Annotated in this window: 16 protein-coding genes; all 16 read left to right on the top strand. The window is 57.1% G+C overall.

The features are described from left to right. Positions 1-308: 308 nt before the first annotated feature. The 16 genes from sdhC to tolA all read left to right on the top strand — a co-directional run bounded on the left by sdhC (position 309) and on the right by tolA (position 16,724). Positions 309-698 (top strand): succinate dehydrogenase cytochrome b556 subunit, encoded by a 390-nt coding sequence (gene sdhC / locus F3J41_RS01765; RefSeq protein WP_021508541.1) that lies wholly within the window; start codon positions 309-311, stop codon positions 696-698. Next, positions 692-1,039, top strand: coding sequence for a succinate dehydrogenase membrane anchor subunit (gene sdhD / locus F3J41_RS01770; protein WP_021508540.1), 348 nt, complete (start codon positions 692-694; stop codon positions 1,037-1,039). The genes sdhC and sdhD overlap by 7 nt, the downstream gene beginning before the upstream one ends. After that, positions 1,040-2,806, top strand: a complete 1,767-nt coding sequence (sdhA, locus tag F3J41_RS01775; RefSeq protein ID WP_166709777.1) for a succinate dehydrogenase flavoprotein subunit — start codon at positions 1,040-1,042, stop codon at positions 2,804-2,806. Between the two features lie 14 nt (positions 2,807-2,820). Beyond that, entirely contained in the window at positions 2,821-3,537 is a 717-nt protein-coding gene (locus F3J41_RS01780; RefSeq protein WP_021508538.1) for a succinate dehydrogenase iron-sulfur subunit, read from the top strand. Positions 3,538-3,743: 206 nt separating this feature from the next. Next, positions 3,744-6,551: a 2-oxoglutarate dehydrogenase E1 component gene (gene sucA, locus F3J41_RS01785; RefSeq protein ID WP_021508537.1), complete on the top strand. Its 2,808-nt coding sequence runs from the start codon at positions 3,744-3,746 to the stop codon at positions 6,549-6,551. 15 nt (positions 6,552-6,566) lie between these two features. After that, positions 6,567-7,781 carry a 2-oxoglutarate dehydrogenase complex dihydrolipoyllysine-residue succinyltransferase gene (gene odhB, locus F3J41_RS01790; protein ID WP_021508536.1) on the top strand — a complete coding sequence of 405 codons (1,215 nt, stop codon included), beginning with the start codon at positions 6,567-6,569 and terminating at the stop codon, positions 7,779-7,781. Between the two features lie 70 nt (positions 7,782-7,851). Beyond that, positions 7,852-9,018: an ADP-forming succinate--CoA ligase subunit beta gene (sucC, locus tag F3J41_RS01795; protein ID WP_006118458.1), complete on the top strand. Its 1,167-nt coding sequence runs from the start codon at positions 7,852-7,854 to the stop codon at positions 9,016-9,018. Continuing rightward, positions 9,018-9,893 (top strand): succinate--CoA ligase subunit alpha, encoded by an 876-nt coding sequence (gene sucD / locus F3J41_RS01800; RefSeq protein ID WP_021508535.1) that lies wholly within the window; start codon positions 9,018-9,020, stop codon positions 9,891-9,893. Before sucC ends, sucD begins: the two co-directional genes overlap by 1 nt. A 676-nt stretch (positions 9,894-10,569) precedes the next feature. Then, entirely contained in the window at positions 10,570-12,141 is a 1,572-nt protein-coding gene (gene cydA, locus F3J41_RS01805; RefSeq protein ID WP_058757874.1) for a cytochrome ubiquinol oxidase subunit I, read from the top strand. 11 nt (positions 12,142-12,152) lie between these two features. After that, on the top strand, positions 12,153-13,292 hold the full coding sequence (gene cydB, locus F3J41_RS01810; RefSeq protein ID WP_021508533.1) for a cytochrome d ubiquinol oxidase subunit II: 1,140 nt from the start codon (positions 12,153-12,155) through the stop codon (positions 13,290-13,292). Between the two features lie 15 nt (positions 13,293-13,307). Then, on the top strand, positions 13,308-13,421 hold the full coding sequence (cydX, locus tag F3J41_RS01815) for a cytochrome bd-I oxidase subunit CydX (RefSeq protein WP_010615998.1): 114 nt from the start codon (positions 13,308-13,310) through the stop codon (positions 13,419-13,421). After that, positions 13,421-13,714, top strand: coding sequence for a cyd operon protein YbgE (ybgE, locus tag F3J41_RS01820; protein ID WP_021508532.1), 294 nt, complete (start codon positions 13,421-13,423; stop codon positions 13,712-13,714). Before cydX ends, ybgE begins: the two co-directional genes overlap by 1 nt. 177 nt (positions 13,715-13,891) lie before the next feature. Next, positions 13,892-14,314 carry a tol-pal system-associated acyl-CoA thioesterase gene (gene ybgC / locus F3J41_RS01825; RefSeq protein ID WP_168714917.1) on the top strand — a complete coding sequence of 141 codons (423 nt, stop codon included), beginning with the start codon at positions 13,892-13,894 and terminating at the stop codon, positions 14,312-14,314. Continuing rightward, the gene (gene tolQ / locus F3J41_RS01830; RefSeq protein WP_010616001.1) at positions 14,311-14,997 is read left to right on the top strand and encodes a Tol-Pal system protein TolQ; all 687 of its coding nucleotides are present in this window, start codon (positions 14,311-14,313) and stop codon (positions 14,995-14,997) included. Before ybgC ends, tolQ begins: the two co-directional genes overlap by 4 nt. A 13-nt stretch (positions 14,998-15,010) precedes the next feature. After that, complete coding sequence (gene tolR, locus F3J41_RS01835) at positions 15,011-15,439, top strand: colicin uptake protein TolR (RefSeq protein ID WP_021508530.1); 429 nt, start codon at positions 15,011-15,013, stop codon at positions 15,437-15,439. A 25-nt stretch (positions 15,440-15,464) separates the two neighbouring features. Then, positions 15,465-16,724, top strand: a complete 1,260-nt coding sequence (tolA, locus tag F3J41_RS01840) for a cell envelope integrity protein TolA (RefSeq protein ID WP_166709779.1) — start codon at positions 15,465-15,467, stop codon at positions 16,722-16,724. Positions 16,725-16,758: the final 34 nt, after the last annotated feature.

The following is a 16,758-nucleotide window of genomic DNA, read 5'->3' on the forward strand; positions in this document are numbered from 1 at the left end:
GTTTGTAACTGAAATGTTGATCTATTGTCAAATCAGATAATTAAAAATGTATAAATTGTGAAATACGTGAGGCGGATCACTGTTCAGCTTAAATGTGACCAAAGAGATTGTAGGGGAATTGTAATCAGAATGTGATCCTCCTATACTGCCGCCAGGTCTCCGGAATACCCTGACACCAGGAGCCACCCAGCGTTTTACCCGCTTCACTTAACACTGGATGTTGCTATTTTGGTGGCGGTTGCAGTCCGAACACGCACTGTGCTCTTCTGTAACTCAGGACCGGAGGAAGCAAAATAAAAAAGAGCTGTGTGGGCAAAACCGTGAAAAAACAAAGACCTGTTAACTTGGATCTCTCGACGATCCGGTTTCCCGTTACTGCAATATCGTCCATTCTCCACCGCGTCTCCGGCGTGATTACCTTTGTCGCTCTCGGAATTCTGCTCTGGTTACTGGGTCTCTCCCTCTCTTCTCCGGAAGGTTTCCAGCAAGCGGCATCCATCATGGATAGCTTCTTCGCCAAATTCATCATGTGGGGCATTCTGACCGCGCTGGCATATCACGCAGCAAGCGGCATTCGTCACATGCTGGCCGACTTCGGTTTTACGGCAGAAACCCTGCAGGTGGGAACCCGTACCGCGCAAGCGGTTTTTGTTATCACTGTCGTGCTCTCAATTCTGGCTGGAGTCCTCGTATGGTAAGCAATGCTTCTGCATTAGGACGCAACGGTATCCATGACTGGCTGTTACTGCGTGCTGCTGCAATCTTAATTACGCTCTACATTCTCTACATCCTCGGTTTTGTCGTGATGACCGGCACGCTGACGTATGACGTCTGGCGCGGCTTTTTCGCTTCCTCCTTTACCAAAGTGTTCACGTTGCTGACGCTGTTCTCGATTCTGGTCCACGGCTGGATTGGCATGTGGCAGGTCCTGACCGACTACGTGAAACCGCTGGCAACGCGTCTGGTGTTGCAACTGGTGATTGTGGTCGCGCTGTTGTCGTATGCAATTTATGGAACTGTTGTGGTGTGGGGTGTGTAAATGAGTTTGCCAGTCAGAGAATTTGATGCCGTGGTGATCGGCGCAGGTGGTGCGGGTATGCGCGCCGCGCTGCAAATCTCCCAATCGGGCCAGAGCTGTGCTCTGTTATCCAAAGTGTTCCCAACCCGTTCCCACACCGTATCGGCGCAGGGCGGGATTACCGTGGCGCTGGGTAACTCCCACGAAGATAACTGGGAATGGCACATGTACGATACCGTCAAAGGCTCCGATTACATCGGTGACCAGGACGCGATCGAATATATGTGTAAAACCGGTCCGGAAGCGATTCTGGAGCTGGAGCACATGGGCCTGCCATTCTCCCGTCTTGATGACGGCCGCGTTTATCAGCGTCCGTTTGGTGGTCAGTCGAAAAACTTCGGTGGTGAGCAGGCGGCGCGTACCGCTGCTGCTGCCGACCGTACCGGCCATGCCCTGCTGCATACGCTGTATCAGCAGAACCTGAAAAACAAAACCACCATCTTCTCCGAGTGGTATGCACTGGATCTGGTGAAAAACGCTGACGGCGCGATCGTCGGCTGTACCGCCATCTGCATCGAAACCGGTGAAACGGTCTACTTCAAAGCCAAAGCCACTATCCTCGCGACCGGCGGTGCTGGCCGTATCTATCAGTCCACCACCAACGCCCACATCAACACCGGTGACGGCGTCGGCATGGCGCTGCGTGCCGGCGTGCCAATGCAGGATATGGAGATGTGGCAGTTCCACCCAACCGGCATCGCCGGGGCGGGTGTGCTGGTGACCGAAGGCTGCCGTGGTGAAGGTGGCTATCTGCTGAACAAGCATGGCGAGCGTTTCATGGAGCGCTACGCGCCGAACGCCAAAGATCTGGCGGGCCGTGATGTGGTGGCGCGTTCAATGATGGTGGAAATTCGTGAAGGTCGCGGTTGCGACGGCCCATGGGGTCCACACATCAAACTGAAACTCGACCATCTGGGCGCTGAAGTGCTGGAATCCCGTCTGCCGGGCATCCTCGAATTGTCGCGCACCTTTGCTCACGTCGACCCGATTAAAGAACCGATTCCGGTTATCCCGACCTGCCACTACATGATGGGCGGCGTGCCGACCCGCGTGACCGGTCAGGCGCTGCGCGTTGACGAGCAGGGCGAAGATGAAGTGATTCCGGGCCTGTTCGCGGTAGGCGAAATTGCCTGCGTTTCGGTACACGGCGCAAACCGTCTTGGCGGCAACTCGCTGCTCGACCTGGTGGTATTCGGCCGCGCGGCCGGTGTTCATCTGATGGAGTGTATCGCTGAGCAGGGCGAACTGCGCGACGCCACCGAAGATGAAATCGACGCGGCGATGGCCCGCTTCAACCGCTGGGAAAACAACACCACCGGTGAAGACCCGGTTGAAATCCGCAAGGCGCTGCAGCGCTGCATGCAGAACAACTTCTCGGTATTCCGTGAAGGGGATGCGATGCGTGAAGGCCTGGCCGAGCTGAAAGAGATTCGTGAGCGCCTGAAAAACGCGCGTCTCGATGATCGTTCACCGGACTTCAACACCCAGCGTATCGAATGCCTTGAGCTGGATAACCTGATGGAAACCGCTTACGCCACCGCGGTAGCGGCCAACTTCCGCACCGAAAGCCGTGGCGCTCACAGCCGCTTCGACTACCCGGAGCGTGATGATGCCAACTGGCTGTGCCACAGCCTCTATGTTCCGCAAACGGAAAGCATGACGCGCCGTGAGGTGAACATGCAACCGAAACTGCGTGCGGCCTTCCCGCCGAAAGCGCGTACTTACTAATTGCGGAGATCATCATGAGACTCGAATTTTCTATCTATCGTTACAACCCGGAAGTCGATGACAAACCGCGCATGCAGGATTACACCCTCGAAGCGGAAGATGGTCGCGACATGATGTTGCTGGACGCGCTGATCCGTCTGAAAGAGAAGGATCCTACGCTGGCCTTCCGTCGCTCCTGCCGTGAAGGCGTGTGCGGCTCCGATGGCCTCAACATGAACGGTAAAAATGGCCTGGCGTGTATCACGCCGGTCTCCGCACTGGGCAATGGCAGCAAGAAGATTGTTATCCGTCCGCTGCCCGGTCTGCCGGTAATCCGCGACCTCGTGGTGGACATGGGACAATTCTATGCTCAGTATGAGAAGATTAAGCCTTTCCTGTTGAATAATGGGGAAAATCCGCCAGCGCGCGAGCATCTGCAAACGCCTGCGCAGCGTGAGCACCTGGACGGCCTGTACGAGTGTATTCTCTGTGCCTGCTGCTCCACGTCGTGCCCGTCGTTCTGGTGGAATCCGGACAAGTTCATCGGTCCGGCCGGCCTGCTGGCGGCGTACCGCTTCCTGATTGACAGCCGCGACACCGAAACCGATGCGCGCCTCGACAATCTGAATGATGCTTTCAGTGTTTTCCGCTGTCACAGCATCATGAACTGTGTGAGCGTGTGCCCGAAAGGCTTAAACCCAACGCGCGCCATCGGCCATATTAAGTCGATGCTGCTGCAGCGCGGGGCGTAACAAACGGAAGTCACGGTCGGGAACTCAGGTTCCCGATCGTTTACGGAAGCCTCTATAAGCGCGGTACTGACCACGCTTATAAAGGTTCCCTTACGGGCCAGGCGCCGGTTGCGCACAGGTTCGTATCGCTGAACTCACTACGGCAAGCCGCGAAAGCGGCAACAAATGAAACCTCAAAAAAGCAGATTAATGCTTAAGGGATCACAATGCAGAACAGCGCGATGAAACCCTGGCTGGACTCCTCCTGGCTGGCCGGCGCGAACCAGTCCTACATAGAGCAACTCTATGAGGATTTCCTGACCGATCCTGACTCTGTTGATGAAGTGTGGCGCTCGATGTTCCAGCAGCTGCCGGGCACCGGCGTGAAACCTGAGCAGTTTCACTCCACGACGCGTGAATACTTCCGCCGCCTGGCGAAAGACGCCACCCGCTACACCTCCACAGTCACCGATCCGGCCGCTAATTCCAAACAGGTTAAAGTGCTGCAGCTGATTAATGCGTTCCGCTTCCGCGGCCATCAGCACGCTAACCTCGATCCGCTCGGCCTGTGGAAGCAGGAGCGCGTGGCGGATCTCGATCCGGCCTTCCACGATCTGACCGACGCCGATTTTCAGGAAAGCTTTAACGTAGGCTCTTTCGCCATTGGCAAAGAGACCATGAAGCTGGCCGATCTTTATGCCGCACTGCAGCAGACCTACTGTGGTTCGATTGGTGCAGAGTACATGCACATCAACAACACCGAAGAGAAGCGCTGGATTCAGCAGCGTCTGGAATCGGTAGTAGGCCATGCGTCATTCAGCGCGGACGAGAAAAAAGGTTTCCTGAAAGAGCTGACGGCGGCAGAGGGCCTGGAAAAATACCTCGGCGCGAAATTCCCGGGTGCCAAACGCTTCTCGCTGGAAGGCGGTGATGCGCTGGTACCGATGCTGCGCGAAATGATTCGCCACGCCGGCAAGAGCGGCACGCGTGAAGTGGTGCTGGGCATGGCGCACCGCGGCCGTCTCAACGTTCTGATCAACGTGCTGGGTAAAAAACCGCAGGATCTGTTCGACGAGTTCTCCGGCAAGCACAAAGAGCACCTCGGTACCGGTGACGTGAAGTACCACATGGGCTTCTCGTCAGACGTGGAAACCGAAGGCGGCCTGGTGCACCTGGCGCTGGCGTTCAACCCGTCGCATCTGGAAATTGTAAGCCCGGTCGTCATGGGCTCGGTGCGTGCGCGTCTGGATCGTCTGGCGGAGCCGGGCAGCAACAAAGTACTGCCGATCACCATTCACGGTGACGCCGCGGTTATTGGCCAGGGCGTGGTGCAGGAAACCCTGAACATGTCGCAGGCTCGCGGTTACGAAGTGGGCGGCACCGTACGCATCGTGATTAACAACCAGGTGGGCTTCACCACCTCGAATCCGAAAGATGCGCGTTCTACCCCTTACTGCACCGACATCGGCAAAATGGTGCTGGCACCGATCTTCCACGTCAACGCGGACGATCCGGAGGCGGTGGCGTTTGTTACCCGTCTGGCGCTGGATTATCGCAACACCTTCAAACGCGATGTGTTCATCGACCTGGTGTGCTACCGCCGTCACGGCCATAACGAAGCCGACGAGCCAAGCGCAACCCAGCCGCTGATGTATCAGAAAATCAAAAAGCATCCGACGCCGCGCAAAATCTACGCCGATCAGCTGGAAAGCGAAGGCGTGGCCACGCAGGAAGATGCCACCGAGCTGGTAAACCTGTACCGCGATGCGCTGGATGAAGGCGAGTGCGTGGTGCCGGAATGGCGTCCGATGAGCCTGCACTCGTTCACCTGGTCTCCGTACCTCAACCACGAGTGGGATGAGAGCTACCCGGAAACCGTGGACATGAAACGTCTGCAGGAGCTGGCGCGCCGCATCAGCAGCATTCCGGAAGCGGTGGAAGTGCAGTCGCGCGTTGCCAAGATTTATAACGACCGCAAAGAGATGGCGGAAGGCAACAAGCTGTTCGACTGGGGCGGCGCGGAAAACCTCGCTTACGCCACGCTGGTGGACGAAGGCATTCCGGTGCGCCTGTCGGGTGAAGACTCCGGCCGCGGCACCTTCTTCCACCGTCACGCGGTGATTCACAACCAGCAGAACGGTTCGACTTACACTCCGCTGCACCACATCCATAACGGTCAGGGTCAGTTCAAGGTGTGGGATTCGGTGCTGTCGGAAGAAGCGGTACTGGCGTTCGAATACGGTTACGCCACCGCCGAGCCGCGCGTGCTGACCATCTGGGAAGCGCAGTTCGGTGACTTCGCCAACGGCGCTCAGGTGGTGATCGATCAGTTCATCAGCTCCGGCGAGCAGAAATGGGGCCGCATGTGTGGTCTGGTGATGCTGCTGCCGCACGGCTACGAAGGGCAGGGGCCGGAGCACTCCTCCGCGCGCCTTGAGCGCTATCTGCAGCTGTGTGCTGAGCAGAACATGCAGGTCTGCGTGCCATCAACGCCAGCGCAGGTGTACCACATGCTGCGTCGTCAGGCGCTGCGCGGTATGCGCCGTCCGCTGATCGTGATGTCGCCGAAGTCGCTGCTGCGTCATCCGCTGGCGGTGTCCAGCCTTGATGAGCTGGCCAACGGCAGCTTCCAGCCGGCGATTGGTGAGATCGACGACCTCGATCCGCAGCAGGTGAAACGCGTAGTGCTGTGCTCCGGTAAAGTTTATTACGATCTGCTGGAGCAGCGTCGTAAGAACGAGCAGACCGATGTCGCCATCGTGCGTATCGAACAGCTCTATCCGTTCCCGCACAAAGCGGTGCAGGAAGCGCTGAAGAATTACGCCCATGTTCAGGATTTCGTCTGGTGTCAGGAAGAGCCACTGAACCAGGGCGCATGGTATTGCAGTCAGCATCATTTCCGCGAAGTGGTTCCATTTGGTGCGTCACTGCGTTACGCAGGCCGTCCGGCTTCTGCTTCACCGGCCGTGGGCTATATGTCCGTACATCAACAACAGCAGCAAGACCTGGTCAATGACGCGCTGAACCTTGGTTAATTAAAAGGAAAGAAAATGAGTAGCGTAGAAATTCTCGTTCCCGATTTGCCTGAATCCGTAGCGGACGCCACGGTAGCCACCTGGCATAAAAAACCCGGCGACTCTGTGACCCGCGACGAAGTGCTGGTCGAGATCGAAACTGACAAAGTGGTACTGGAAGTGCCTGCCGCCGCTGACGGTGTGCTGGAAGCGGTGCTGGAAGACGAAGGCGCCACCGTAACATCGCGCCAGATTCTGGGCCGTCTGAAGGAAGGCAACAGCGGCGGGAAAGAGACCACGGCGAAAGTGGAAAGCAAGGAGTCTACGCCTGCACAGCGTCAGACTGCATCTCTGGAAGAAGAGAGCAATGACGCGCTCAGCCCGGCCGTGCGCCGCCTGATTGCGGAAAACAACCTCGACGCCAGCCAGATTAAAGGCACCGGTGTTGGCGGCCGTCTGACGCGCGAAGATGTAGAAAAACATCTGGCGAAGAAAGCCGACGGCGCGAAAGCGGCACCGGCAGCCGATGCGGCTCCGCAGGCAGTCGCCAACCGCAGCGAGAAGCGCGTGCCAATGACCCGTCTGCGCAAGCGCGTGGCCGAGCGTCTGCTGGAAGCGAAAAACAGCACCGCAATGCTGACCACCTTCAACGAAGTCAACATGAAGCCGATCATGGATCTGCGCAAGCAGTACGGCGATGCCTTCGAGAAGCGTCACGGCGTGCGTCTGGGCTTTATGTCCTTCTACATCAAAGCGGTGGTCGAAGCGCTGAAACGCTTCCCGGAAGTTAACGCGTCGATCGACGGCGATGATGTGGTGTACCACAACTATTTCGATGTCAGCATCGCGGTCTCAACGCCGCGTGGTCTGGTGACGCCAGTGCTGAAAGACGTTGATGCGCTGAGCATGGCCGACATCGAGAAGAAAATTAAAGAGCTGGCGGTGAAAGGCCGTGACGGCAAGCTGACGGTGGAAGAACTGACCGGCGGTAACTTCACCATCACCAACGGTGGTGTGTTCGGTTCGCTGATGTCTACGCCGATCATCAACCCGCCGCAGAGCGCGATTCTGGGGATGCACGCCATCAAAGATCGCCCAATGGCGGTGAATGGTCAGGTGGTGGTGCTGCCAATGATGTATCTGGCGCTCTCCTACGATCACCGTCTGATCGATGGTCGTGAATCTGTCGGCTATCTGGTCGCGGTGAAAGAGCTGCTGGAAGATCCGGCGCGTCTGCTGCTGGATGTCTGATTTTCGCCGGGCGCGCTGGCACGAGGCGCGCCCAAATTAACCCTGTTTAGATCTGAATGGATAGAACATCATGAACTTACACGAATACCAGGCGAAGCAGCTGTTTGCACGGTATGGTATGCCAGCACCGACTGGCTACGCCTGCACCACGCCACGTGAAGCCGAAGAAGCCGCCTCGAAAATTGGCGCGGGTCCGTGGGTGGTGAAATGTCAGGTTCATGCCGGTGGCCGCGGTAAAGCGGGCGGTGTGAAGGTGGTTAACAGTAAAGAAGACATTCGTGCTTTCGCTGAAAACTGGCTGGGCAAACGTCTGGTGACCTACCAGACTGACGCCAATGGCCAGCCGGTAAACCAGATCCTGGTTGAAGCGGCGACCGACATCGATCAGGAGCTGTATCTGGGTGCGGTGGTTGACCGTGCTACCCGTCGCGTGATCTTCATGGCGTCAACCGAAGGCGGCGTGGAAATCGAGAAAGTGGCGGAAGAAACCCCGCACCTGATCCACAAAATGGCGCTGGATCCGCTGACCGGCCCGCAGCCATACCAGGGCCGCGAGCTGGCATTCAAACTGGGTCTGACCGGTAAGCAGGTCAGCCAGTTCACCAAAATCTTCATGGGTCTGGCGACCATGTTCCTGGAGCGCGACCTGGCGATGGTTGAGATTAACCCGCTGGTGATCACCAAACAGGGCGACCTGATCTGTCTGGATGGCAAACTGGGTGCCGATGGCAATGCCCTGTTCCGTCAGCCTGAGCTGCGTGAAATGCGCGACCCAAGCCAGGAAGATCCACGTGAAGCCCACGCGACGCAGTGGGAGCTGAACTACGTCGCGCTGGAAGGCAACATTGGCTGTATGGTCAACGGCGCCGGTCTGGCGATGGGCACCATGGACATCGTGAAACACCACGGTGGTCAGCCTGCAAACTTCCTTGATGTTGGCGGCGGCGCAACCAAAGAGCGCGTTACCGAAGCCTTCAAAATCATCCTGTCTGACGATGCTGTGAAAGCGGTATTCGTTAACATCTTCGGCGGTATCGTGCGCTGCGACCTGATCGCAGACGGCATCATCGGTGCTGTGGCTGAAGTGGGTGTCAACGTACCGGTCGTGGTACGTCTGGAAGGTAACAACGCCGAGCTGGGCGCGAAGAAACTGGCGGACAGCGGTCTTAACATCATTGCAGCAACCAGCCTGACAGACGCAGCACAGCGTGTTGTCGCTGCTGCGGAGGGTAAATAATGTCCATTCTGATCGACAAAAACACCAAAGTCATTTGCCAGGGTTTCACCGGTGGCCAGGGAACGTTCCACTCTGAGCAGGCGCTGGCCTATGGTACGCAGCTGGTTGGCGGTGTGACGCCAGGTAAAGGCGGCACCACCCATCTCGGTCTGCCGGTGTTTAACACCGTGCGTGAAGCAGTAGAAGCCACGGGCGCCACCGCTACCGTGATCTACGTGCCGGCACCGTTCTGCAAAGACGGTATCCTGGAAGCGATCGACGCGGGCATCAAACTGATCATCACCATCACCGAAGGCATCCCGACGCTGGATATGCTGACGGTGAAAGTGAAGCTGGACGAAGCAGGCGTGCGCATGATCGGCCCGAACTGCCCGGGTGTGATCACCCCTGGCGAATGTAAGATCGGTATCATGCCGGGCCACATTCACCAGCCAGGCCGCGTCGGTATCGTGTCACGTTCCGGTACGCTGACCTATGAAGCGGTTAAGCAGACCACCGACATCGGCTACGGCCAGTCCACCTGTGTGGGCATCGGCGGTGACCCGATCCCAGGCTCCAACTTCATCGACATCCTGAAAATGTTCCAGGACGATCCGCAGACCGAAGCGATCGTGATGATCGGTGAGATCGGCGGCAGCGCTGAAGAAGAGGCCGCGGCGTTCATCAAAGAGCACGTGACCAAGCCTGTCGTCGGCTACATCGCCGGCGTAACGGCGCCGAAAGGCAAGCGTATGGGCCACGCCGGCGCCATCATTGCCGGTGGTAAAGGCACCGCCGATGAGAAATTTGCTGCGCTGGAAGCGGCCGGTGTGAAAACCGTTCGCAGCCTGGCCGATATCGGCGACGCGGTGAAAGCGGTACTGCCAGCGAAATAACATTTTGCTGCTGAAAGAACAAAGCCACCTGCGGGTGGCTTTTTTTATGGCTGTAATGCACGGCCATTAGCCGTCCTCACACATTTGCAGTAAAAACGTAACGGCAACATTTTCTGCGGCTATGCTTACTTTGTCGTTGAGTAAAGAAGGGCAAAGAGGCGTGCTTTTTCCCGTCAGCGTCCAGGCGTCTGGCTGGCAAAGAGGTTAAATAATTACGGGAAAGGTAATTGTTTTCTTAATTACGCCATCGATTTATGACAACTAATTAACAACAACTCTAACACTACATATCTGGAAAATTATTGTCTTAATCCAGATCAATAAAAGGCGATATATAGCAAACTTTACCGCTGGCTAAAAGCAACCCAACCGGTATAAATTGCGCTGCATCAATTCAGTCTTTTTCATCATTTTTCAGGAGTTTGTGCCAGGCGTTGTCATATCAATTCTGTCGCCTCCTCATCTTACTCCTGCTCGAAACAGGCTGAAGCGATCGGTTTTTCGGGGAATTTTCACCACTGTTACTCGCTCACTTCGGGCCGCAGTACGCATTGTGCTGTCGGTAACAAAACTGGAATCAATAATCAGTCGTTCCTGACCTTATTCTGCATCGCACTGCCCGCTGTTTGTGGTTGTTATTCGCAGGATGAGTTCATGCGAGGAGCAAGGAGTCATCATGTTAGATATTGTCGAGCTGTCGCGTTTACAGTTTGCCCTGACGGCGATGTACCATTTCCTGTTCGTGCCCTTAACGCTCGGTATGGCGTTTTTACTGGCGATCATGGAAACGGTCTATGTCCTGTCGGGAAAACAGATTTATAAAGATATGACCAAATTCTGGGGCAAGTTGTTTGGTATCAACTTTGCGCTGGGTGTGGCCACCGGCCTGACCATGGAATTTCAGTTCGGTACCAACTGGTCTTATTACTCCCACTACGTCGGCGATATCTTCGGTGCGCCGCTGGCCATCGAAGGCCTGATGGCGTTCTTCCTTGAATCCACCTTTGTCGGCCTGTTCTTCTTCGGCTGGGATCGCCTCGGTAAAGTGCAGCACCTGGCGGTGACCTGGCTGGTGGCACTCGGCTCGAACATGTCCGCGCTGTGGATCCTGGTGGCGAACGGCTGGATGCAGAACCCGATCGCCTCCGAATTCAATTTCGAAACCATGCGTATGGAGATGGTGAGCTTCTCCGAACTGGTGCTAAACCCGGTGGCGCAGGTGAAATTTGTGCATACCGTGGCCGCGGGCTACACCACCGGAGCGATGTTCATTCTGGGTATCAGCGCCTGGTATCTGCTGAAAGGGCGCGACATCGCGTTTGCCAAACGCTCCTTTGCGATCGCTGCCAGCTTCGGTATGGCTGCTGTGCTGTCGGTCATCGTGCTGGGTGACGAATCCGGCTATGAAATGGGCGACGTGCAGAAAACCAAGCTGGCCGCCATCGAAGCCGAATGGGAAACCCAGCCGGCGCCGGCGGCCTTTACGCTGTTTGGCGTGCCGGATCAGGCGACGCAGGAGAACAAGTACGCCATCCAGATCCCATATCTGCTCGGTTTGATTGCTACGCGTTCCGTCGATACGCCGGTCACCGGCCTGAAAGATCTGCTGGCGCAGCATGAAGTGCGCATCCGCAACGGTATGAAAGCCTATGCGCTGCTGAACGAGCTGCGTGCCGGCAGTAAAGATCCGGCGGTGCGCAGTGAGTTTGAGACGCATAAACAGGATCTTGGCTACGGTCTGCTGCTCAAGCGTTATACCCCGGACGTGGCGAACGCTACGGAAGCGCAAATCCAGCAGGCAACGCAGGATTCGATTCCGCGCGTGGCGCCGCTCTATTTCGCCTTCCGCATCATGGTGCTGTGTGGCGTGCTGTTGCTGGGCATCATTGCGCTGTCGTTCTGGAGCGTGATTCGTAACCGCATCGGTAAGAATCGCTGGCTGCTGAAAGCGGCGCTGTACGGTATTCCACTGCCGTGGATTGCCGTCGAAGCTGGCTGGTTTGTCGCTGAATATGGCCGTCAGCCGTGGGCGATTGGTGAGGTGCTGCCAACCGCCGTGGCCAACTCGTCGCTGACCGTCGGCGATCTGCTGTTCTCGATGATCCTGATCTGCGGCCTGTATACCGTGTTCCTGGTGGCGGAGATGTATCTGATGTTCAAATTTGCCCGCCTTGGTCCAAGCAGCCTGAAAACCGGCCGCTATCACCATGAAACAGTGCAGGCTGTGACTCAACCGGCGCGCGGATAAGGAGAGCGACCATGTTTGACTATGAAGTGTTGCGTTTTGTCTGGTGGCTGCTGATTGGCATTCTGCTGATCGGTTTTGCCGTCACCGACGGCTTCGATATGGGCGTGGGAATGCTGACCCGCATCCTCGGTCGCACCGATACCGAGCGTCGCATCATGATTAACAGCATCGCGCCGCACTGGGACGGTAACCAGGTCTGGCTGATCACTGCCGGCGGGGCGCTGTTCGCCGCCTGGCCAATGGTCTATGCCGCCGCGTTCTCCGGTTTTTACGTGGCGATGATTCTGGTGCTGGCCTCGCTGTTCTTCCGTCCGGTCGGCTTTGATTACCGGTCGAAGATTGAAGATATGCGCTGGCGCGGTGCCTGGGACTGGGGCATCTTCATTGGCAGTTTTGTGCCGCCGCTGGTGATTGGCGTGGCGTTCGGTAACCTGCTGCAGGGCGTGCCGTTCCATGCTGATGAGTACCTGCGCCTGTTCTACACCGGTAATTTCTTCCAGCTGCTTAATCCGTTTGGCCTGCTGGCTGGGGTGATCAGCGTCGCGATGATTCTGGCCCAGGGTGCGACTTACCTGCAGATGCGCACCAGCGGCGAACTGCACCTGCGTTCCCGCACCGCGGCGCAAATCAGCGCGCTGGTGATGCTGGTGGGCTTTGTACTGGCCGGCGTGTGGGTGAAATACGGCATTGATGGCTATGTGCTGAAAAGCGCAATCGATCATCACGCGGCGTCTAACCCGCTGGGTAAAGACGTGGTGCGTGAAGCCGGGGCCTGGCTGGTCAATTTTGAACAGATGCCGGTGCTGTGGCTGTTCCCGCTGCTCGGCGCGCTGCTGCCGCTGCTGACGATCCTGTGTTCGCGCATGGAGAAGGGCGCATGGGCGTTTATCTTCTCTTCGCTGACGCTGGCGTGCGTCATTATGACGGCTGGCATTGCGCTGTTCCCGTTCATCATGCCATCCAGCACCGTGCCAGGCACCAGCCTGACCATGTGGGACGCGACCTCCAGCCTGCTGACGCTGCAGATCATGACCGTGGCCGCCATCATCTTTGTGCCGATTATTCTGGCTTACACCAGCTGGTGCTACTACAAGATGTATGGCCGCATCACCAAAGAACACATTGAGCGCAATACGCACTCCCTGTACTGATTGAGGAGATTAAGCATGTGGTATTTTGCCTGGATTCTTGGCACCTTGCTGGCCTGTGCGTTTGGCGTGGTCACGGCACTGGCGATCGAGCATGTGGAAGAGGGCGGCGCGCAGGACGACAAGCTCTGATGCGCAGCCTGATACAGACGCTGTATCGTCTGATGGATAAGGGCCCGCTGCGGGCCCTTTCACTGATTCTGGCGCTGTGGCTGGCCGGATGCGTCATCTGGCAGCCGGCGCGCTTTGCCGCACACACCAGTGAGCTCGCTGTCTGGCACGGATTATTGTTAATCTGGGCGGTGTGCAGCGGCGTGATTCACGGCACGGGTTTCCGGCCACAGCGAGCCCGCTGGCAGGCGCTGTTTGCCCCGCTGCCGGCGCTGATCGTGCTGGCGCTGGGAATTTACTGGTTCTATCATTAAGTTCTGTCTCAGCCCGCAAGGGCTGTTTTACCGCTGCTGACGTGAGTTTTTGTCAGCGGTTGGTCAGGAAATCTCCCAAAAATCCTTCCAGTTGTTAACGTCTGATAATTATTTTCTCCTGGCTCTGGCGGACCATTCCCAAGCCGATCTCACTTGCGTATAGTAGCAACGTTTAAAATGAGACCGGGATGTAGAGTGAGTACAACGCTGTTTCGCTGGCCGGTTCGGGTCTATTACGAAGACACTGACGCCGGTGGTGTGGTTTACCACGCCAGCTATCTTGCTTTTTATGAACGAGCACGTACCGAGATGTTGCGCCAGCACCATTTCAATCAACAGGCCCTGTTGGAAGAGCAGGTGGCTTTTGTGGTACGGCGCATGACGGTGGACTTTATTGCCGCGGCACGTCTCGACGACCTTCTGGAGATCCAGAGCGAAGTGACAGCAATGACGCGCGCAACCATGACGTTCTCGCAGCGTATCGTGAATGCTGAAGGCAAAGTGCTCAATGAAGCAGACGTCCTGATTGCCTGCATCAACCCACATCTAATGAAGCCGATTGCGCTTCCCAAGTCTATTGTCGCGGAGTTCAAGCAGTGACTGACATGAACGTTCTTGATTTGTTCCTGAAGGCAAGCCTTCTGGTCAAACTTATCATGTTGATTTTGATCGGCTTTTCTATTGCCTCCTGGGCAATCATCATTCAGCGCACCCGCATTCTTAACGCGGCGGGGCGTGAGGCCGAGGCGTTCGAGGACAAGTTCTGGTCCGGTATCGAGCTGTCGCGTCTCTATCAGGAGAGCCAGGCGCGCCGTGACGAGCTGAGCGGGTCCGAACAGATTTTCTATTCTGGCTTCAAAGAGTTTGCCCGCCTGCACCGCGCTAACAGCCATGCGCCGGAAGCGGTGGTCGAAGGGGCCGGTCGCGCCATGCGCATCTCGATGAACCGTGAACTGGAAGCGCTGGAAAATCACATCCCATTCCTTGGCACCGTCGGTTCCATCAGCCCGTATATCGGTCTGTTTGGTACGGTGTGGGGGATCATGCATGCCTTTATCGCACTGGGTGCGGTGAAACAGGCCACGCTGCAAATGGTTGCGCCCGGTATCGCCGAAGCGCTGATCGCCACCGCAATCGGTCTGTTCGCGGCCATTCCTGCCGTTATGGCGTATAACCGTCTGAACCAGCGCGTGAACAAGCTGGAGCAGGGCTACGACAACTTTATGGAAGAGTTCACGGCCATCCTGCATCGTCAGGCTTTCTCTACCGACAACAGCAAGTAAGTCGAGGTTAACGATGGCCAGAACCCGTGGTCGCGGGCGTCGCGATCTTAAGTCGGAAATCAACATTGTTCCGCTGCTGGACGTGCTGCTGGTGTTGCTGCTCATCTTTATGGCAACCGCGCCGATTATTACGCAGAGCGTGGAAGTGGACCTGCCGGACGCAACCGATTCGAAAACCGTTTCCAGCGACGATAATCCGCCGGTGATCGTGGAAGTGGCCGGGGTAGGGCAGTACAGCCTGGTGGTGGATCACGATCGTATGACGCAGCTGCCGCCGGAGCAGGTGGTGAGCGAAGCGCAGCGCCGTATTGAAGCCAATCCGAAGACGGTCTTCCTGATTGGTGGGGCGAAAGATGTGCCTTACGACGAAATCATCAAGGCGCTGAACCTGTTGCATCAGGCTGGCGTGAAATCCGTCGGTTTGATGACGCAGCCGATTTAACGCGAACCGTTTTTGGGAACCGAGAGTGTCGAAGGCAACCGAGCAGAACGAGAAGTTAAAACGCGCGATAATCATTTCGGTGATTCTGCACATCGTGCTGATCGCCCTGCTGATTTGGAGCTCGTTTAACGAACATATCGAAGCCAGCGGCGGCGGTGGCGGCAGTGATATCGACGCGGTGATGGTCGATCCTGGCGCGGTGGTTGAGCAGTATAACCGTCAGCAGAATCAGCAGAGTGACAGTCAGCGCGCCGAGCAGCAGCGCCAGAAGCAGGCACAGCAGCAGGCGGAAGAGTTGCAGCAGAAGCAGGCCGCTGAACAGCAGCGGCTGAAAGAGCTGGAAAAAGAGCGTCTGCAGGCGCAGCAGGAAGCCAAAGAGCAGGCGAAGCAGCAGGCAGAGCAGCAGAAGGCGGCGGAAGCAGCAGCGAAGCAGGCGCAGGAGCAGCAGAAAGCCGCAGAAGCGGCCGCAGCGAAAGCCAAAGCCGATGCCAAAGCGCAGGCCGATGCTCAGGCGAAGGCTGCAGCGGACGCGAAAGCCAAAGCGGAAGAGCAGGCGAAGCAGGCCGCAGCCGACGCGAAGAAGAAAGCGGAAGAGCAGGCTAAAGCCGCCGCAGCCGAAGCGGCGAAAGAGAAAGCCGCGCAGCAGGCGAAAGCCGCAGCTGAAGCGAAAGCCAAAGCGGAGGCAGAAGCCAAAGCTCAGGCCGCGGCCGATGCGAAAGCCAAAGCTGCACAGGAAGCCAAAGAGCAAGCTGCGGAAGCCGCGAAAGAGAAAGCGGCCGCCGAAGCCAAAGCGAAAGCTGAGGCAGCAGCCAAAGCCAAAGCGGATGCGGCGGCCAAAGCTAAAGCTGCCGCCGATGCGAAGAAGAAAGCGGCTGCCGAAGCGGCGAAGAACGAGAGCGATGTGGATGATCTGTTAGGCGGTCTCTCTTCCGGTAAGAATGCGCCGAAAAGCGGTGCGGCGTCCGGTGGTGGTGCGGCGGCAGGTCAGGGCAATCAGAAGAAGGCCGGTGCCTCAGGTGCTGAGGTGAATGCGTATCTGGGTCAGATCACCAGTGCGATTCAGAGCCGCTTCTACGATGCCGATCTGTATCGCGGTAAAAGCTGCGATCTGCGGATTAAACTGGCACCGGATGGTTTGCTGATTGACGTGAAAGCTGAAGGCGGCGATCCGGCGCTGTGTCAGGCGGCGATTACCGCAGCGAAGCAGGCACGCATTCCGAAGCCGCCTTCGCAGGCCGTATATGAAGTGTTTAAGAACGCACCGATGCGTTTCAAACCAGAATAATGCAGTAACGTACGGCAGGTTGAACTAAGGTTAG

Source organism: Pantoea sp. Ap-870 (assembly GCF_011752515.1).
GTDB classification, from domain to species: domain Bacteria; phylum Pseudomonadota; class Gammaproteobacteria; order Enterobacterales; family Enterobacteriaceae; genus Pantoea; species Pantoea dispersa.

Bases quoted from the DNA above. Each gene is read 5' to 3' on its own strand.
- sdhD (WP_021508540.1), top strand. From the start codon at position 692: ATGGTAAGCAATGCTTCTGCATTAGGACGCAACGGTATCCATGACTGG.
- sdhA (WP_166709777.1), top strand. From the start codon at position 1,040: ATGAGTTTGCCAGTCAGAGAATTTGATGCCGTGGTGATCGGCGCAGGT.
- F3J41_RS01780 (WP_021508538.1), top strand. From the start codon at position 2,821: ATGAGACTCGAATTTTCTATCTATCGTTACAACCCGGAAGTCGATGAC.
- sucA (WP_021508537.1), top strand. From the start codon at position 3,744: ATGCAGAACAGCGCGATGAAACCCTGGCTGGACTCCTCCTGGCTGGCC.
- odhB (WP_021508536.1), top strand. From the start codon at position 6,567: ATGAGTAGCGTAGAAATTCTCGTTCCCGATTTGCCTGAATCCGTAGCG.
- sucC (WP_006118458.1), top strand. From the start codon at position 7,852: ATGAACTTACACGAATACCAGGCGAAGCAGCTGTTTGCACGGTATGGT.
- sucD (WP_021508535.1), top strand. From the start codon at position 9,018: ATGTCCATTCTGATCGACAAAAACACCAAAGTCATTTGCCAGGGTTTC.
- cydA (WP_058757874.1), top strand. From the start codon at position 10,570: ATGTTAGATATTGTCGAGCTGTCGCGTTTACAGTTTGCCCTGACGGCG.
- cydB (WP_021508533.1), top strand. From the start codon at position 12,153: ATGTTTGACTATGAAGTGTTGCGTTTTGTCTGGTGGCTGCTGATTGGC.
- cydX (WP_010615998.1), top strand. From the start codon at position 13,308: ATGTGGTATTTTGCCTGGATTCTTGGCACCTTGCTGGCCTGTGCGTTT.
- ybgE (WP_021508532.1), top strand. From the start codon at position 13,421: ATGCGCAGCCTGATACAGACGCTGTATCGTCTGATGGATAAGGGCCCG.
- ybgC (WP_168714917.1), top strand. From the start codon at position 13,892: ATGAGACCGGGATGTAGAGTGAGTACAACGCTGTTTCGCTGGCCGGTT.
- tolR (WP_021508530.1), top strand. From the start codon at position 15,011: ATGGCCAGAACCCGTGGTCGCGGGCGTCGCGATCTTAAGTCGGAAATC.